Raw genomic sequence first — 16,582 nt, 5'->3', positions numbered from 1 at the left:
CAGGTTTCAGCTCTTGCTCTTCCTGATCTGCTCTTCGAACGCGAGGTCGAGCTTGCTCGCCTTGCGCGGTTTCGGCGGACCGAACGCGTCGACGAATTTGACGAAGTCGTCGAGTGTTAGCGGGTCGGAGACTTTCTTGTCGGTGCCGCTCGATTTGTCGACGAGATAAAACAGCCCGCCGGACAGGCTGATCGCCGCAAACTGCGGATTGCCGCTGCGGGTTTTCAGCCGCTCGACGGCGTGGATGGCTCGGGTGGTGCGCATGGTGGGGACTGCTGGAGGGGAGAAAGACGACTACTGTAACAACAACGCGTCGCCGCTGCGTGGTTCCGCGAGCCTTCCGGCCGCGGCCCACCCAGATCATTGTCCGCTCACTGACTCAAATACGTAAACTTCCCGTCCTTGATAATCCCCATCACGCTCGCCCGCTGATCCAGCCCGACGTGATCCTTCGCGCTGGTATTGACCACCCCGTTCGGCACCACCAGTTCATGCGCGTGTTCCAACTCATCGCGCAGCGCGACACGAAACGCCGGAGTCCCTGGTTGCGCCGTCTTCAGCGCCCGCGCCACGGCATCCTGCAAGCGCGGATACACGCCGGCCGCATCGCCGGCAAACTGCGTGACCGAGCCGGGACCGTACTTCGCCTCATACGCGTTGACGAAGGCTAGCGCAGCCTTCTTCGCCGGATGATCGGCCGGCAGCGTGCGCGCCACCACCACGGGCTGCGTGGGGAACAACGTCCCTTCGACATCCTTGCCGCCCAGCTTGATGAATTCCGGCGTCGCGATACCATGCGTCTGGTAAATCGGGCCCTTGAAGCCGCGTTCGATCAGCGTGCGCTGCGGCAACACGGTCGGCGTCCCCGCACCCGCAATCAGAATCGCATCGGGCTTGGCCGCCATCACCTTCAGCACCTGACCCGTGACGCTCGCATCCGTGCGGTTGAAGCGCTCGGTGGCAACTAACTGGATGTGGCGCAGCGCCGCGAACTTCGAGAACTCGTTGAGCCAGCTTTCGCCGTAGCCGTCGGCAAAGCCGACGAAGCCCACCGTCTTGACGTTGTGGTTCGACATGTAGCGGGTCATCACGTCGGCCATCGCGCTATCGGTTTGCGCCATCTTGAAGGCCCACACGCGCTTGCCTTCCTGCGGCTCGACGACGCTCGCCGAGCCGATCAGCGTGATCATTGGCGTCTGGCTGTCCGCGACCGGGTCCAGCGCGGCCATCGCGGCCGGCGTGATATTCGGCCCGACGATCACGTCGACGTGGTCCTCGTTGATCAGCTTGTGGATATTGCGCACGGCGGCGCCCGGGTCCGAGCCGTCGTCGAGGATGATGTAGTCGGCCTTCTGTCCAGCAATCGTGTCCGGCCACATCAGCATGGCGTTCTTGCTGGTAATGCCGATCACGGCTGCAGGGCCGGTGCTCGACAGATCGATGCCGACTTTCAGGTCGGCATGTGCGGCCGTTGCGGCCAGCAGGGCCCCGAGCGCGGCGATGCCGCGCAGGCTCTTTTTATACGACATCATCGAAAATCTCCGTAGCGGGAAGCGGAAATTGAAGCGGCTCAAAATGCGCAATGCAAGAGTTTGGCGCGAAACGACGGTCCTAAAGCTCGTAGCTTTCGTGTTCGCCCTTGAGCGCCTGTTCGATCAGCTTGCGGTTCATGCTCGGCGACAACAGTTCGACGAGCGTATACACATAGCTGCGCAGGTAAGCCCCCTGTTTCAGCGCCACACGCGTGACGTTGCTGCCAAACAGATGGCCCACCGGCATGGCCCGCAGGTGGCGGTCGCGCTCGGCGTTGAAGGCGATATCGGCCATGATGCCGACGCCCAGCCCCAGTTCGACGTAGGTCTTGATCACGTCGGCGTCGATCGCCTCCAGCACGATGTCCGGCGCGAGCCCGCGCAGCCGGAACGCCTCGTTGATCTTGGTGCGGCCCGCAAACGCGTTGTCATACGTAATCAACGGGAATTGGCTCAGATCGTCGAGCGACAGCAGCTTGCGGTCGAGCAACGGGTGATCCGGCTGCATCACGGCGACGTGGTGCCACTGGAAGCAGGGCAGCGAGACCAGCTCCTTATAGTTGGCGATCGCCTCGGTGGCGATCGCCAGATCCGCCTGGTCGTGAATCACCATCTCCGCGACCTGCGTGGGGCTGCCTTGCAGAATCGAAAGGTGAACTTTCGGGAAGCGCTTCTTGAATTCGGCGATGGCGGCCGGAAGTGAGTAGCGGGCCTGCGTGTGGGTGGCGGCGATCACGAGGTTGCCCTGGTCTTGCGCCGCGTAATCTTTACCGACGCGCTTCAGGCTCTCTACCTCCTGCAGGATCTTCTCGACGGAAGCGAGGATAATGCGCCCCGGTTCCGTCAGCGAGCGCACGCGCTTGCCGTGCCGGGTGAAGATTTCGACGCCCAGCTCGTCTTCGAGCTCGATGATCGCCTTCGAGACGCCAGGCTGGCTTGTATACAGTGCCTTGGCCGCTTCGGTGAGGTTGAAGTTCTGCCGCACGGCCTCACGCACGAAGCGGAACTGGTGCAGGTTCATATATAACCTCTGAGCATATCAAAAGAATTTTTTAGTCGTTTGAAGTATATGGGGAGTTTATTACTATTTCCCCATCTTTTTCAATATGGATATCTGTTTTTGTCATTAGCAAATGAGCGGGGGGGCTCGAAGGTCCCGCTCAGCCGCACTGGCAAAGGCTGAGGTCTTTGCGTGGCGCAACCGGAGCGCTGCGTGTAACGCAAACTGGGGTCCCCGAATGTACCAATACGATCAGTACGACCAGACCATCGTCGATGAACGGGTCGCGCAATACGCCGATCAGGTTCGCCGCCGCTTGTCGGGCGAATTGAGCGAAGAGGAGTTCCGTCCGCTGCGCCTGCAGAACGGCCTGTACATGCAGCGCCATGCGTACATGCACCGCATCGCGATTCCGTACGGCAACCTGCGCAGCGACCAGATGCGCGTGCTGGCGCAGATCGCACGCGAACACGACCGCGGTTACGGCCATTTTTCGACGCGCTCGAACATCCAGTACAACTGGATCCAGCTCGAAGAAACGCCGGAAATCCTGCGCAAGCTCGCTGCGGTGCAGATGCACGGCATTCAGACCTCGGGTAACTGTATCCGTAACATCACTGCCGACCAGTTCGCCGGCGTCGCGCCCGATGAGTTCGTCGATCCGCGTCCGTGGGCTGAAATCCTGCGTCAATGGTCGACGTTCCACCCCGAATTCGCCTGGCTGCCGCGCAAGTTCAAGATTGCCGTGTCCGGTTCGAAGGAAGACCGCGCGGCCGTGCAGATCCACGACATGGGCGTGTATCTGAAGACCAACGAGCAGGGCGAACTGGTGGCCGACATCCTGGCCGGTGGCGGCATGGGCCGCACGCCGATCATCGGCGCGATCATTCGCCGCGATCTGCCCTGGCAGCATCTGTTGACCTATTGCGAAGCCGTGCTGCGCGTATACAACCGCTACGGCCGCCGCGACAACATCTACAAGGCGCGCATCAAGATCCTGGTGAAGGCGTTGAGCCCGGAGAAGTTCTCGGCCGAAGTCGAAGAGGAATGGCAGCACCTGAAGGACGGCCCGTCGACGCTGACGCAAGCCGAAGTGGACCGCGTGTCGCAATACTTCCAGCCGCCGCAGTACGACAAGCTGCCGGACACCGACGCCTCGTTCGAAAAGCATCTGCTGGAAAACCGCGGCTTCGCCCGCTGGGTGGAGCGCAATGTGCGTCCCCACAAGGTGACCGGGTATGCTTCGGTGACGTTGTCGTTGAAGCCGACCACGATCGCGCCCGGCGACGCCACGGATGCGCAGATGGAAGCCGTGGCCGACTGGGCCGACGCGTATTCGCTGGGCGAGATTCGCGTGTCGCACGAACAGAACCTGATTCTGGCGAACGTGAAGAAGCGCGATCTGTTCGACCTGTGGGAAAAGGCCAAGGCGCAAGGTTTTGCGACGCCGAATATCGGTTTGCTGACCGACATCATCGCCTGCCCGGGCGGCGATTTCTGCTCGCTGGCGAACGCGAAGTCGATTCCGATTGCCCTCGCGATCCAGGAACGCTTCAACGATCTGGATTACGTGTACGACCTCGGCGACGTGTCGCTGAACATTTCGGGCTGTATCAACGCCTGCGGTCACCACCACGTCGGCAACATCGGCATTCTGGGCGTCGATAAGGACGGCTCGGAGTGGTATCAGGTGACGCTCGGGGGCGAGCAGGGGACGGGCGCGACGGGTGCGCATCTCGGCCGTGTGATCGGCCCGTCGTTTTCGGCGGAAGAGATGCCGGACGTGATGTCGAAGGTGATCGATACGTTCGTGGAGCATCGCATTGAAGGCGAGCGCTTCATCGAGACGTACAACCGCATCGGCATGACCCCGTTCAAGGAACGCGTGTACGCATCGCGTCAACCGGCTCACGCGTAACCGAGACAAAGGATACTGAACAGATGGCTTCTATCATCAAGAACCGCACGATCGTCAACGACGACTGGACGGTGGTGCGTGCCGCGGAAGACGGTGCCTTGCCCGCAGTGGACGCGTTGCCGGCCGGCAAGCTGATCGTGCCGCTCGCGTTGTGGCAGGCTGAGCGGGAGGCCTTGACGGCCTCGCGCAGCGCCGCTGAAATCGCCGTGTGGCTCGCGCCGGACAGCGAACCGGCTGACATCGTGAATGACTTCGACAAGATTGCGCTGATCGCCGTGGACTTCCCGGTGTTCCGCGACGGCCGCGGCTATAGCATTGCGCGCCTGCTGCGCGAGCGTTATGGCTACAAGGGCGAAGTTCGCGCGATCGGCGACGTGCTGCGCGACCAGTTGACGTTCATGTTCCGCTGCGGCTTCGACGCGTACGCCTTGCGTGCCGACAAAGACCTGCACGATGCACTGAAAGCGTTCGACGAATTCACCGTGCAGTATCAGGGCGCAGTGGACAACCCGTCGCCGCTGTTCCGCCGCCGCGAAGCAGCGGCTGCTGCGCAGAAGGCTTCGGTATGACTGCCGCTGCGTCTGTGAAGCCCGAGCTGGCTGCGAAGATCGAGCGCCTGAATGCGTTGCTCGATTCGATCGCGGCGCGCCACGAGAACGTGAAGTTCGCCAGCAGCCTCGCGGCCGAAGACATGCTGCTCACTCACGCGATTCTCGCGCGCGATGTGAAGATCGGCATCTTCTCGCTGAACACCGGCCGCCTGCATGCGGAAACGCTGGGCATGCTCGACCGAGTGAAAGAGCGCTATGGCTACGCGATCGAACAGTTTCATCCGCAACAGGCATCGGTCGACGAGTACGTCGCGTCGCATGGCCTGAACGCGTTTTACGAAAGCGTCGACCTGCGCAAGCGTTGCTGCGAAATCCGCAAGGTCGAGCCGCTGAACCGTGCACTGTCCGACGTGAGCGCGTGGGTCACGGGCCAGCGTCGCGAACAGTCGGTGACGCGTGCCGAACTGCACGAGGAAGAGCACGACGCGGCGCGCAATATCGCCAAGTTCAATCCGCTGACGGACTGGACCGAAGCCGATGTGTGGGCGTACCTGACGGCTTTCGACGTGCCGGTCAATCCGCTGCATGCGCGCGGTTATCCGAGCATTGGCTGCGAACCGTGTACGCGGGCGATTCGTCCCGGCGAGGACAGCCGGGCAGGACGCTGGTGGTGGGAATCGCGCGATACGAAGGAATGCGGCCTGCACATCACCACGATTCCAATTGCCGTCGTCAGCGAAAACGCTTCCGCCTGAACGCCGAAGCCGGTTTCGATTCTCGATAGAATATTTGCGTGACGCGGGCAACCGCCTGCGACACGAACTCACGAAGGACCCGAACATGAGCACCACGCTCGATTCCACTGTCAACGCACCGCTCACCAACACGGCGAACCGGATGGATCACCTCGACTGGCTCGAAGCTGAATCGATTCACATCCTGCGCGAACTGGTCGCCGAATGCAGCAAGCCCGCGTTGTTGTTCTCGGGCGGCAAGGACTCGGTCGTTGTGCTGCATCTGGCGTTGAAGGCATTCGGCCTCGGCGCGAACCGCAAGACCGTGCTGCCGTTCCCGCTCGTGCACATCGACACCGGCCATAACTATCAGGAAGTGATCGACTTCCGCGATCGCCGTGCTGAGGAAATCGGCGCGGAGCTGGTGGTGGGCCACGTCGAAGATTCGATCAAGCGCGGCACCGTGCGCCTGCGCCGCGAGACGGATTCGCGCAACGCCGCGCAAGCGGTGACGCTGCTCGAAACGATCGCCGAACATGAATTCACCGCGTTGATTGGCGGCGCGCGCCGCGACGAAGAAAAGGCCCGTGCCAAAGAGCGGATCTTCTCGTTCCGCGACGAATTCGGCCAATGGGATCCGAAGGCGCAGCGCCCGGAACTGTGGAGCCTGTATAACGCGCGTCTGCACAACGGCGAACACCTGCGCGTGTTCCCGATCTCGAACTGGACTGAACTGGACGTGTGGCAATACATTGCCCGCGAGCAGCTCGAACTGCCGTCGATCTATTACGCGCATCAACGCGAAATCGTGCGCCGCAACGGCCTGCTGGTGCCGGTCACGCCGCTCACGCCGATGCGTGAAGGCGAGACGAGCGAAGTTGCCCAGGTGCGCTTCCGCACGGTGGGCGACATTAGCTGCACCTGCCCGGTGGAAAGCGACGCCGACGATCTCGAGAAGATCATCGCCGAAACGGCCGTGACCGAGATCACGGAACGCGGCGCGACGCGGATGGACGATCAGGTGTCCGAAGCCGCGATGGAACAGCGCAAGAAGCAGGGTTATTTCTAAGCACACGAGGGTAGTAAAATCATGAGCATTCATCAACCGGAAGACCTCGGCGTGCTGCGCTTCATTACGGCGGGTAGCGTCGACGACGGCAAGAGCACGCTGATCGGACGTCTGCTGTACGACAGCAAGGCTGTTTTGAGCGATCAACTGTCGGCACTGTCGCGCGCCAAGAACAAGCGCACCGTGGGCGACGAAATCGATCTGTCGCTGCTGACGGACGGCCTCGAAGCCGAACGCGAGCAGGGCATCACCATCGACGTTGCCTACCGTTACTTCGCCACGGCGAAGCGCAAGTTCATCATTGCGGACACGCCGGGTCACGAGCAGTACACGCGCAACATGGTGACGGGCGCGTCGACGGCGCATGCCGCGATCATTCTGGTCGACGCCACGCGCGTCACGTTTGAAAACGGCGTGGCGCAACTGCTGCCGCAGACCAAGCGCCATAGCGCGATCGTCAAGCTGCTCGGTTTGCAGCATGCGATTGTGGCGATCAACAAGATGGACCTGGTCGACTACAGCGAAACGCGCTTCAACGAAATCCGCGATGCGTATGTCGAGCTTGCGCGTCAACTGGGTCTGAGCGATGTGCGCTTCGTGCCGGTGTCGGCGCTGAAGGGCGACAACATCGTGACGGCGAGCGAACGCATGCCGTGGTACGCGGGCGAGCCGCTGCTGGACCTGCTCGAAGCGTTGCCGGTGGAGATTCCGACGGGCCAGGCGCTGCGTTTCCCGGTGCAGTGGGTGGCGCGCCAGGACGGCAGCCAGGCGGACGATTTCCGCGGCTACATGGGCCGGATCGAAGCGGGCGAAGTGAAGGTGGGCGACACGATCGTGGTGCTGCCGGCGAACCGCGAAGCGACGGTGGCGGAGATCATTGCTCCGGTGCCGGGCGGCACGGCGCAGGTGGACCGCGCTTTTGCGGGCCAGACGGTGACGATTCGCCTGACGGAAGACGTGGACGTGTCGCGCGGCGATACGTTCGTGCTGCGTGCAGCGGCGCCGGAACCGGCGAAGAAGCTCGAAGCCGACCTGTGCTGGTTTGACGACACGCCGTTGTCGACGCAACGCAAGTATTTGCTGAAGCAGACCACGAATACCGTGTTTGCGCGCATTGGCGCGATCAGGCAGGTGCTGGATGTGCATACGCTGTCGCATGCGACGGACCGTCTCGATCTGACGATGAACGACATTGGTCGGGTGGCGTTGACGCTGCAAAAGCCGCTGGTGTGCGACGTGTACGACTCGCATCAGGGCACGGGGGCATTCGTGCTGATCGACGAGGCGACGCACCATACGGTGGCGGCTGGGATGATCCGGGCGTTTTCGGCCTGACGGATCCGCCACGGCTTGATGGGTGTACGCGGCTGCGGTTTGCACGAACCGGACGAATGGGGTTGAGGCAAATGGGTAAGGTGTATCTGATCGGCGCAGGGCCAGGGGCTGCGGATCTCATCACGGTTCGGGGCGCTCGGTTGCTTGGCGCGGCGGATGTGGTGTTGCACGACGCGCTTGTCGAGCCGGAGATGCTGGAGTATGCGGCGCATGCGCGCAAGATTGCGGTTGGCAAGCGGTGTGGACAGCTTTCCACCGCGCAGCAGTTCATCAACAAGCAGATTGTGGATGCGGCGCGGGAGCATGCAGTTGTTGTTCGCCTCAAGGGCGGCGATCCTATGTTGTTTGGGCGTGCTGATGAAGAGATGCGGGCGCTAGAGGCGGCTGGGATTGAGTATGAGGTTGTGCCTGGGATTACGGCTGCGCTGGCTAGTGCGGCTTCTTTGAAGCGGTCTTTGACGCTGCGCGGCGTGTCTCGTAGCGTTGCGTTGGCGACCCATAGCCGGGCGGCTGATACTCAGGCGATTCGTGAGCAGGTGAATGCGGATTCGCTCGTGTTCTATATGGGACGGGATAGTGGGCCCGAGATTGCTCAGCAGTTGATTGATGCTGGGCGTGATGGGCATACGCCTGTGGCCATCGTCGAAGCCTGCAGCACGGCTCGTGAGCGGATGCTCACACTCACGCTTTCGGCGCTTGCCTGCGGCGAGGCTCAGCAGTGGCTCGATGCTTCCCAGCCTAGTCTTCTTATGATTGGGGAGGCTTTTGCTGTGCGGAATGGGGAGCAGGTGGGGGCTTCCTTGGACGCGTTGCTTAGTGCGGCTTGATAGGGTTTTTGCCTGCGGTGGCTTGGTTTTTGTTGTTGTTCCTATCTTGTTGGCCTTTCCTTGCTTTCTTAGTGGTCTATTAGCGATGCCCCTGTGCGGGGCGGCACTGTAGTGGTCAAGCCCCTTTGGACACCCACAAAGGGGTTTTCAGTAAATAGAAGCCTCATAACGCGCCGGTGGCGAATCATTGGCCGCCGAATGGATGCGCCGGTAGTTGTAAAAGTCAGCCACGTAACCCGCGATATCGCGCTGGGCCTGTTCGTGACTGCAGTACTCCTGTTCTCCGATCCATTCACTCTTCAGGCTTCTGAAGAAGCGCTCGACCACCGCGTTGTCCCAGCAGTTTCCCTTTCGGCTCATGCTCTGCACCATCCCGTTTGCCTTCAGATCACTCACGAAGCGTTCGCTGGTGTACTGGCAGCCCTGGTCGGAGTGGAACATCAGTCCGGGGGCTGGGCGCCGGCTGCTGCGGGCCTGCTGTAGCGCCTGGATCACCAGCTCGGTATCCGCCTGCAAGGCAAACGCCCAGCCCACGATGCGACGCGAATGCAGATCCATCACGATCGCCAGATAGGACCAGCCCTGCCGCGTTCTCACATACGTAATGTCACCGGCCCATACCCGGTTGATCGCACCCGGCTCGAACTTGCGCTCCAGCAGGTTGGGCGCCACCAGTGCTTCACCTTCGGCCTTGCGATAGCGGTGCGTTCGCCGTCGCGCCACCGCCAGTTGCGCCTCGCGCATCAGCGAACGGGCCCGGTAGCGTCCGATCGCGTGACCTTGCTGCTGCAGCGCCCGCGCCATCCTGCGACTGCCGTAACTGCTGCGGCTCTCGCTGTGGATCTGGCGCACAGTTCTGAGTAGCGCGGGTGAAGCTGCCGGCTTGCAAACCCGTCCCGCGAACGCGTAGTAGCTGCTTCGCGGCACCTTCAGCAACCTGCACATCAGACTCACCGGCCAGGCCTTCTTCAGCGAACGGATCACTTCGAGGAGCGATCCAGTTCCTTGACGAAGAAGGCCGTGGACTTTTTTAGTATGTCGCGCTCACGTTCAAGCTCGACCACCCGCGCCTCAAGCTCCCGGATACGCCGCTGGTCAGCTTTGACCTGCACCTGCGTGCGCGGCGGCTGGACCTGCTCGGCGCGCCACTGCGCCACCCACCGCCGCAACGCCGTATCGCCAACACCTAGCGCTTCGCTGGCCTTCGCGAACGAGTAGCCCTGCGCAACCACCAGCTGCACCGCTTCTGCCTTGAATTCGTCAGTTATGTTCCGTCTGCTCATTTCTCACCTCGGTTGGAGAATTATCCCCTTTAGAGGTGTCCAGAGTCATTGGACCACTACACACTTACTTTCTTTGCCGCCGCAAAGAAAGTAAGCAAAGAAAGCGGGCTGCCACCGCTAGCCGGTAGTGAGCCATCCCGGTCTGCTGCGGGGAACGGCCCAAGACGAGACCCGCTCTCGCACCATCCACGTTAGTGACACAGCACTCGTCCGCTCCAGCGTCGCGCTGCGCGCCCCGCCGTCGGGCATAACACTTCTTCGATACACTCATCCTGCACGTGCCGTGCCGTGCCGTGCCGTGCCGTGCCGTGCCGTGCCGTGCCGTGCCGTGCCGTGTGCTATTTAGGCATCCAAACATTTCAACGTGAGCGTTGCCAGTTCACACTTGCGTGCCACCATGGGCGGACCCATCCGCTGCGCACGGAGTGCGAAGGCGGGATGGATGAGCGCTGTGTCACTGACGGTGGAAAATGCGAGAGAGGGTCTCGTGTTGGGCCGTTTCCCGGAGCAAACCGGGATGGCTCACTACGGGCTAGCGGTTGCAGCCCGCTTTCTTTGCTTACTTTCTTTGCGGCGGCAAAGAAAGTAAGTGTGTAGTGGTCAAGCCCCTTTGGACACCCACAAAGGGGTTTTCAGTAAATAGAAGCCTCATAACGCGCCGGTGGCGAATCATTGGCCGCCGAATGGATGCGCCGGTAGTTGTAAAAGTCAGCCACGTAACCCGCGATATCGCGCTGGGCCTGTTCGTGACTGCAGTACTCCTGTTCTCCGATCCATTCACTCTTCAGGCTTCTGAAGAAGCGCTCGACCACCGCGTTGTCCCAGCAGTTTCCCTTTCGGCTCATGCTCTGCACCATCCCGTTTGCCTTCAGATCACTCACGAAGCGTTCGCTGGTGTACTGGCAGCCCTGGTCGGAGTGGAACATCAGTCCGGGGGCTGGGCGCCGGCTGCTGCGGGCCTGCTGTAGCGCCTGGATCACCAGCTCGGTATCCGCCTGCAAGGCAAACGCCCAGCCCACGATGCGACGCGAATGCAGATCCATCACGATCGCCAGATAGGACCAGCCCTGCCGCGTTCTCACATACGTAATGTCACCGGCCCATACCCGGTTGATCGCACCCGGCTCGAACTTGCGCTCCAGCAGGTTGGGCGCCACCAGTGCTTCACCTTCGGCCTTGCGATAGCGGTGCGTTCGCCGTCGCGCCACCGCCAGTTGCGCCTCGCGCATCAGCGAACGGGCCCGGTAGCGTCCGATCGCGTGACCTTGCTGCTGCAGCGCCCGCGCCATCCTGCGACTGCCGTAACTGCTGCGGCTCTCGCTGTGGATCTGGCGCACAGTTCTGAGTAGCGCGGGTGAAGCTGCCGGCTTGCAAACCCGTCCCGCGAACGCGTAGTAGCTGCTTCGCGGCACCTTCAGCAACCTGCACATCAGACTCACCGGCCAGGCCTTCTTCAGCGAACGGATCACTTCGAGGAGCGATCCAGTTCCTTGACGAAGAAGGCCGTGGACTTTTTTAGTATGTCGCGCTCACGTTCAAGCTCGACCACCCGCGCCTCAAGCTCCCGGATACGCCGCTGGTCAGCTTTGACCTGCACCTGCGTGCGCGGCGGCTGGACCTGCTCGGCGCGCCACTGCGCCACCCACCGCCGCAACGCCGTATCGCCAACACCTAGCGCTTCGCTGGCCTTCGCGAACGAGTAGCCCTGCGCAACCACCAGCTGCACCGCTTCTGCCTTGAATTCGTCAGTTATGTTCCGTCTGCTCATTTCTCACCTCGGTTGGAGAATTATCCCCTTTAGAGGTGTCCAGAGTCATTGGACCACTACAGTGCTGCCCCGCACAGGGGCGAAGCTAATAGACCGATAAGAAAACAAGGAGAGGCCAACACCGCAGGAGCAACGCCAAAACCAAGGCGCCGCAGGCAAAATCAGCAAGAGAAGGGCAAAGAATCGCTAAGCTAAGCTAACCCTGCACTTGCCGAAGGCAATACAGAGCAACAGCATCAATCACAGACTCATCCTCCCCAACAGCGATAGCACAATGAATATCCACCCCAGGATGCGCACAGCGACAAACATCAAGCACCGCAGGTAAATCCCGCCTGACATGCCCACCTTGCCCAAAAAAAACAGGCACAACGGTAACAGCATCACACCCTTGATCAACTTGCTCGGCAACGGCCGTAGGCAAATCCGGCTCCATCAACTCGAGAAACGCCAGCGAAACAGGCCCGGCGGAGCCATGAGACGCCCGCACCTTCTCAGCAAGCCGAAAAAAAGGCTCACTCCACCGAGCGTCCCGAGCCCCATGTCCAAACAGCACGATCCCGTGCAACGCCATGGCACAACCCCTAATGCCGATCCACCCACTTCAACCCAACCAACCCAAGCACCAGATACACTAACCCAGGCGTAGCCGCAGTCAAAGGCGCAGGCCAGGTATTCAACATCCCCATGTGCGAGAACAAGGTATTAAAGAGCTGGAAGCTCATCCCCAACATGATCCCGCCAAACACCTTCACCCCCACCACGCCCGCGCGCGTATGCAGATACGCAAACGGCAACGACAGCACCAGCATCACCAGCACCGCAAACGGATACAGCAGCTTGCGCCACAACGCAATTTCATACCGCTGCGTGTCCTGATGGTTCTGCTGCAAATGCTGGATGTAGCGGAACAGGTTGAACATCGACATATTGTCCGGCGACACCAGCAGCACCGACAGAATCTGCGGCGTCAGCTCCGAACGCAACGAGTACTCCGGCACGGTCGTCTGGCTCGCCCGGTAGACCGGATTGAGCGCATCCTTCGGCGTGCCCGCCAGCGGCGGCACGTCGAGCAATTGCGTATCCGTCACGTCCTTCAGCAACCAGTGGCCCGGCGGCTGATACTTGCCGCTCTCCGCAATCCGTACGTTCGACAGGCGGAACTTCGAATCGAATTCGTAGATGCGCACATTGGTGATCGACGCGTCCGGTTGCAGCTTGCCCACGTTCACAAAACGCGTCACCTGCTCGCCGTCCGCACGCGCCGTCAACGTGTCCTTCACCCACACGCCCGACTCGAAGTTGGTCGACACCGCCGAACCTAGCGCTTCCAGCCGCACCCGTTCGGACAACTGATCCGTATAAGGCCCGACCACTTCGCCGATCACGTAAGTGAGGAACACCAACGGAATGCCGATCTTCAGCAGCGAACGCAGCGCCTGATTCGTCGCGAGACCCGATACCCGGAAAATCGTGTACTCCGAGTTCGCCGCCATCTGCGCAAACACGTAGATCGAGCTGATCAGCGCGGCCACCGGAATGATTTCGTAGAAGCGCGACGGCGTCTGCAGCGCCACCCGCAGCACCGCATACTGGAACTTGTAGTTGCCGTGACCCACCGAGTTCAGTTCGTTGATCAGGTCGAAAAAGAAGAACAGACCCGAAAACGCAAACAGGACGAAGAGAAACGTAAGGTAGACCTGACTCGCGAAGTACTTTTCATAGATCCGCATCGGTCAGGCTCCCTGCGACGAACGGTGGAACATCGCCCGCGAAAACAGCGGCCGATTGCGCACGCGCAGCCAGAAAATAAACGCCACAATCCCCGCCACGATGACGTGCAGCCCAATCAGCCCCACCGGGAACGACATCTTGCCTTGCTCGACCCACGACTGCACCACGTTCAGAAGATTCGAATACGTCAGATAAATCAGCACCGCCATCACCAGATTGAGGGTGCGGCCGCGCCGCGGGTTCTGGTGGGCGAGGGGGATGGCCAGCAGCATCAGGTTGATCGCAATCAGCGGCAAGCCCGCGCGCCACGCGAATTCGGCGAGGTTGTCCTTGGTCGGGTTGCGCAGCAGTTCCAGCGTCGGCGTGCCGGTAGTGGTCGGGACGTTGACCACCGGCTGGCTCTGGATCTTCACGCCGTACCGTTCGAATTCCATGATGCGGAAATCCGGCTTGCCCGGCTCGCCGTCGTAACGGCGGCCGTTTTCAAGCACGACGAAGCGGTCGCCGTTCTTGTGCGTCTCGGTATGGCCCGTCTTCGACACCACCACGTTGACCTTGCCGTTTTCCGTGCTGGTCACGAACACGTTCTCGACGCGCGACTGGTCAGGCGACATCTTCTCGATGAAGAACACCCGGTGGCTCACGGCCGATTCGCGGAACTGGCCCGGCGCGAGCAGCGAGACCTCGTCGCGCTGCTGGAAGCGCGCGCGGATCAGCTTGCTCTGCTGGTTCGACCACGGCCAGCCGACGAACACGAAGAACATGATGAGGATGATGATAGGCGTCGCAAACACGCCGATCGGCCGGATGAAGCGCGTGAGACTCACGCCCGAGGCTAGCCAGACGACCATTTCCGAGTCTTTGTACCAGCGCGTCAGAACGAACAGGATCGACACGAACAGGGTCGCGACCAGCATGATGGCCAGATAGCCGATCACCGTCAGGCCGATCAGGACCAGCACGTCGCGTGGATCGATTTCCCCGGAGGCCGCGAAGCCGACGATCCGGATCATCATCGTCGTCAGCACGAGCGTGAGGAGAACCATGAACACGGCACCAGCCGTGTACGCGAGTTCGCGCTGGAGGGAGCGTTCAAAGATCATTGTTGATGAAGAGAGTGCGTGCCTTGAGAGTGCCGCCCAACCTGCCGCTTCGCGCCAGGCCCCTCGAGAGGGCGAAATACTTGGGGCGGCCCGGCCTTTTATTAGGCGCCGGGTTGGTCCCGCCAGCTTACCGTGCAGCCGCCGCGGGAAAAATAGCGGATAATTGCGGCTTTCATCCTAAGCCCAGATTTTATCCGAGGACAAGCGCGATGGACTTTAGCATAAAAGCCTGTGATTGGAGCAAAGGCTCGTCAAACGGGTTCCTGACTGGAAAGTCCGATTGCATCGTGATCGGCATTTTCGAGTCGCAAACGCTGTCGGGTGCCGCACTGGAGATCGATGCGGCCACCAAAGGTCTGTTGACCCGCATCATCAAAGCCGGTGACATGGACGGCAAGAGCGGTACCACCCTGTTCCTGCACGAAGTGTCCGGTATCGGCGCTTCGCGCGTGCTGCTGGTTGGCCTCGGCAAGCAGGACGCCTTCAACCAGAAAGCCTACGGCGACGCCGTGCGGGCCGCCTGGCGCGCCATTCTCGCCACCAAGATCGTTCAGGTCACGTTCACGCTCGCCCAGTTGCCGGTGCTCGAGCGCTCGGCCGACTGGGGCGTGCGCACGGCCATCCTCGCGCTGCGCGAACTGTCGTACAAGTTTACCCAGATGAAGAGCAAGCCGGACACGACCCCGCGCGCCCTCAAGCGCGTCGTGTTCAGCGTCGACACCGGCGACGAGAAAACCGCCAAGGTCGCCGCCAAGCAAGGCGCGGCGCTCGCCAACGGCATGGACCTGACGCGCGACCTCGGCAATCTGCCGGGCAACGTCTGCACCCCGACTTACCTCGCCAATACGGCCAGGAAGCTCGCCAAAGACTGGAAGCTGAAGGTCGAAGTGCTGGGCCAGAAGCAGCTCGAAGCGCTGCGCATGGGTTCGTTCCTGTCCGTCACGCGCGGCTCGGTCGAACCGCCCCAGTTCATCGTGCTGCAGTACCAGGGCGCCGCCGCCAAGGCCGCTCCCGTGGTGCTGGTCGGCAAGGGCATCACCTTCGACACCGGCGGCATTTCGCTGAAGCCGGGCGAGGGCATGGACGAGATGAAGTACGACATGCTCGGCGCCGGTTCGGTGCTCGGCACGCTGCGTGCGGTCGCGGAAATGGGCCTGAAGATCAACCTGGTGGTCATCGTCCCGACCTGCGAAAACATGCCGGCCGGCAACGCCACCAAGCCGGGCGACATCGTCACCAGCATGAAGGGCCTGACGATCGAAGTGCTGAACACCGACGCCGAAGGCCGTCTGATCCTGTGCGACGCGCTGACCTATGCCGAGCGTTTCAAGCCGGCTGCGGTGATCGATGTGGCAACCCTGACCGGCGCGGTTGTGATTGCGCTGGGCCACCACAACAGCGGCCTGTACTCGAAAGACGACGCGCTGGCGGGCGAACTGCTCGACGCTTCGCGCGAAGCGTCCGATCCGGCATGGCGCATGCCGCTCGACGAGGAATACCACGACCAGTTGAAGTCGAACTTCGCGGACCTCGCCAACATCGGCGGCCGTCCGGGTGGCAGCATCACGGCGGCGTGCTTCCTGTCGCGCTTCACCGAGGCCTATCCGTGGGCCCACCTCGACATCGCCGGCACGGCATGGAAGAGCGGTGCAGCGAAGGGCGCAACCGGCCGTCCGGTGCCGCTGCTGTCGCAGTTCTTGATCGATCGCGCTGCACAATGATCCATCG

At 61.6% G+C, this 16,582-nt stretch carries 15 protein-coding genes; 7 read left to right on the top strand and 8 right to left on the bottom strand.

The genetic code is table 11. The features are described 5' to 3' along the window. Positions 1–6 precede the first annotated feature (6 nt). The 3 genes from BUS12_RS35135 to BUS12_RS35125 form a co-directional block, all read right to left on the bottom strand. Positions 7–264 carry a hypothetical protein gene (locus BUS12_RS35135; RefSeq protein WP_074302107.1) on the bottom strand — a complete coding sequence of 86 codons (258 nt, stop codon included), beginning with the start codon at positions 262–264 and terminating at the stop codon, positions 7–9. A gap of 107 nt (positions 265–371) precedes the next feature. Further along, positions 372–1,532 carry an ABC transporter substrate-binding protein gene (locus BUS12_RS35130; protein WP_074302106.1) on the bottom strand — a complete coding sequence of 387 codons (1,161 nt, stop codon included), beginning with the start codon at positions 1,530–1,532 and terminating at the stop codon, positions 372–374. Positions 1,533–1,611: 79 nt separating this feature from the next. Next, positions 1,612–2,553, bottom strand: coding sequence for a CysB family HTH-type transcriptional regulator (locus BUS12_RS35125; protein WP_074302105.1), 942 nt, complete (start codon positions 2,551–2,553; stop codon positions 1,612–1,614). Between the two features lie 217 nt (positions 2,554–2,770). Between BUS12_RS35125 and BUS12_RS35120 the strand changes: the two genes are divergently transcribed. From BUS12_RS35120 to cobA, 6 genes are all read left to right on the top strand, one after another. Beyond that, the gene (locus BUS12_RS35120; RefSeq protein WP_074302104.1) at positions 2,771–4,450 is read left to right on the top strand and encodes a nitrite/sulfite reductase; all 1,680 of its coding nucleotides are present in this window, start codon (positions 2,771–2,773) and stop codon (positions 4,448–4,450) included. 23 nt (positions 4,451–4,473) lie between these two features. Then, positions 4,474–5,019: a DUF934 domain-containing protein gene (locus BUS12_RS35115; protein ID WP_074302103.1), complete on the top strand. Its 546-nt coding sequence runs from the start codon at positions 4,474–4,476 to the stop codon at positions 5,017–5,019. Continuing rightward, positions 5,016–5,756: a phosphoadenylyl-sulfate reductase gene (locus tag BUS12_RS35110; protein ID WP_074302102.1), complete on the top strand. Its 741-nt coding sequence runs from the start codon at positions 5,016–5,018 to the stop codon at positions 5,754–5,756. Before BUS12_RS35115 ends, BUS12_RS35110 begins: the two co-directional genes overlap by 4 nt. An 85-nt stretch (positions 5,757–5,841) precedes the next feature. Continuing rightward, positions 5,842–6,804 (top strand): sulfate adenylyltransferase subunit CysD, encoded by a 963-nt coding sequence (cysD, locus tag BUS12_RS35105; RefSeq protein WP_074302754.1) that lies wholly within the window; start codon positions 5,842–5,844, stop codon positions 6,802–6,804. 18 nt (positions 6,805–6,822) lie between these two features. Then, complete coding sequence (locus BUS12_RS35100; protein ID WP_171991779.1) at positions 6,823–8,139, top strand: sulfate adenylyltransferase subunit 1; 1,317 nt, start codon at positions 6,823–6,825, stop codon at positions 8,137–8,139. 71 nt (positions 8,140–8,210) lie between these two features. Beyond that, on the top strand, positions 8,211–8,966 hold the full coding sequence (gene cobA / locus BUS12_RS35095; protein WP_074302752.1) for a uroporphyrinogen-III C-methyltransferase: 756 nt from the start codon (positions 8,211–8,213) through the stop codon (positions 8,964–8,966). A 147-nt stretch (positions 8,967–9,113) separates the two neighbouring features. Here the strand turns inward: cobA and BUS12_RS35090 are convergent. The 5 genes from BUS12_RS35090 to lptF form a co-directional block, all read right to left on the bottom strand. After that, positions 9,114–10,249 (bottom strand): IS3 family transposase gene (locus BUS12_RS35090; RefSeq protein ID WP_253190019.1). Its coding sequence is split into 2 segments (ribosomal slippage): positions 9,114–9,991 and positions 9,991–10,249, totalling 1,137 coding nucleotides; the frame shifts between segments, so codons are not numbered across the junction. 632 nt (positions 10,250–10,881) lie between these two features. Then, positions 10,882–12,017, bottom strand: a protein-coding gene (locus BUS12_RS35080) for an IS3 family transposase (protein WP_253190019.1) whose coding sequence is annotated in 2 segments (ribosomal slippage) — positions 10,882–11,759 and positions 11,759–12,017 — 1,137 coding nt in all. Because the reading frame shifts where the segments join, the coding sequence is not laid out codon by codon here. Positions 12,018–12,213: 196 nt separating this feature from the next. Beyond that, positions 12,214–12,591, bottom strand: a complete 378-nt coding sequence (locus BUS12_RS35070) for a sirohydrochlorin chelatase (RefSeq protein WP_074302100.1) — start codon at positions 12,589–12,591, stop codon at positions 12,214–12,216. A 10-nt stretch (positions 12,592–12,601) separates the two neighbouring features. Continuing rightward, the gene (gene lptG / locus BUS12_RS35065; protein WP_074302099.1) at positions 12,602–13,750 is read right to left on the bottom strand and encodes an LPS export ABC transporter permease LptG; all 1,149 of its coding nucleotides are present in this window, start codon (positions 13,748–13,750) and stop codon (positions 12,602–12,604) included. 3 nt (positions 13,751–13,753) lie between these two features. Next, positions 13,754–14,854 (bottom strand): LPS export ABC transporter permease LptF, encoded by a 1,101-nt coding sequence (lptF, locus tag BUS12_RS35060; RefSeq protein WP_074302098.1) that lies wholly within the window; start codon positions 14,852–14,854, stop codon positions 13,754–13,756. 209 nt (positions 14,855–15,063) lie between these two features. Between lptF and BUS12_RS35055 the strand changes: the two genes are divergently transcribed. Continuing rightward, positions 15,064–16,575, top strand: a complete 1,512-nt coding sequence (locus BUS12_RS35055; protein WP_074302097.1) for a leucyl aminopeptidase — start codon at positions 15,064–15,066, stop codon at positions 16,573–16,575. Positions 16,576–16,582: the final 7 nt, after the last annotated feature.

The sequence above is a fragment of the Paraburkholderia phenazinium genome (assembly GCF_900142845.1).
GTDB classification, from domain to species: domain Bacteria; phylum Pseudomonadota; class Gammaproteobacteria; order Burkholderiales; family Burkholderiaceae; genus Paraburkholderia; species Paraburkholderia phenazinium_A.
Note: the sequence above shows the minus strand (reverse complement) of the source record. Positions and strands in the feature narration are given on the sequence as shown.

Excerpts from the sequence above, each read along its gene's own strand:
- BUS12_RS35135 (WP_074302107.1), bottom strand. The coding sequence starts at position 264 with ATGCGCACCACCCGAGCCATCCACGCCGTCGAGCGGCTGAAAACCCGC.
- BUS12_RS35130 (WP_074302106.1), bottom strand. The coding sequence starts at position 1,532 with ATGATGTCGTATAAAAAGAGCCTGCGCGGCATCGCCGCGCTCGGGGCC.
- BUS12_RS35125 (WP_074302105.1), bottom strand. The coding sequence starts at position 2,553 with ATGAACCTGCACCAGTTCCGCTTCGTGCGTGAGGCCGTGCGGCAGAAC.
- BUS12_RS35120 (WP_074302104.1), top strand. The coding sequence starts at position 2,771 with ATGTACCAATACGATCAGTACGACCAGACCATCGTCGATGAACGGGTC.
- BUS12_RS35115 (WP_074302103.1), top strand. The coding sequence starts at position 4,474 with ATGGCTTCTATCATCAAGAACCGCACGATCGTCAACGACGACTGGACG.
- BUS12_RS35110 (WP_074302102.1), top strand. The coding sequence starts at position 5,016 with ATGACTGCCGCTGCGTCTGTGAAGCCCGAGCTGGCTGCGAAGATCGAG.
- cysD (WP_074302754.1), top strand. The coding sequence starts at position 5,842 with ATGAGCACCACGCTCGATTCCACTGTCAACGCACCGCTCACCAACACG.
- cobA (WP_074302752.1), top strand. The coding sequence starts at position 8,211 with ATGGGTAAGGTGTATCTGATCGGCGCAGGGCCAGGGGCTGCGGATCTC.
- BUS12_RS35070 (WP_074302100.1), bottom strand. The coding sequence starts at position 12,591 with ATGGCGTTGCACGGGATCGTGCTGTTTGGACATGGGGCTCGGGACGCT.
- lptG (WP_074302099.1), bottom strand. The coding sequence starts at position 13,750 with ATGCGGATCTATGAAAAGTACTTCGCGAGTCAGGTCTACCTTACGTTT.
- lptF (WP_074302098.1), bottom strand. The coding sequence starts at position 14,854 with ATGATCTTTGAACGCTCCCTCCAGCGCGAACTCGCGTACACGGCTGGT.
- BUS12_RS35055 (WP_074302097.1), top strand. The coding sequence starts at position 15,064 with ATGGACTTTAGCATAAAAGCCTGTGATTGGAGCAAAGGCTCGTCAAAC.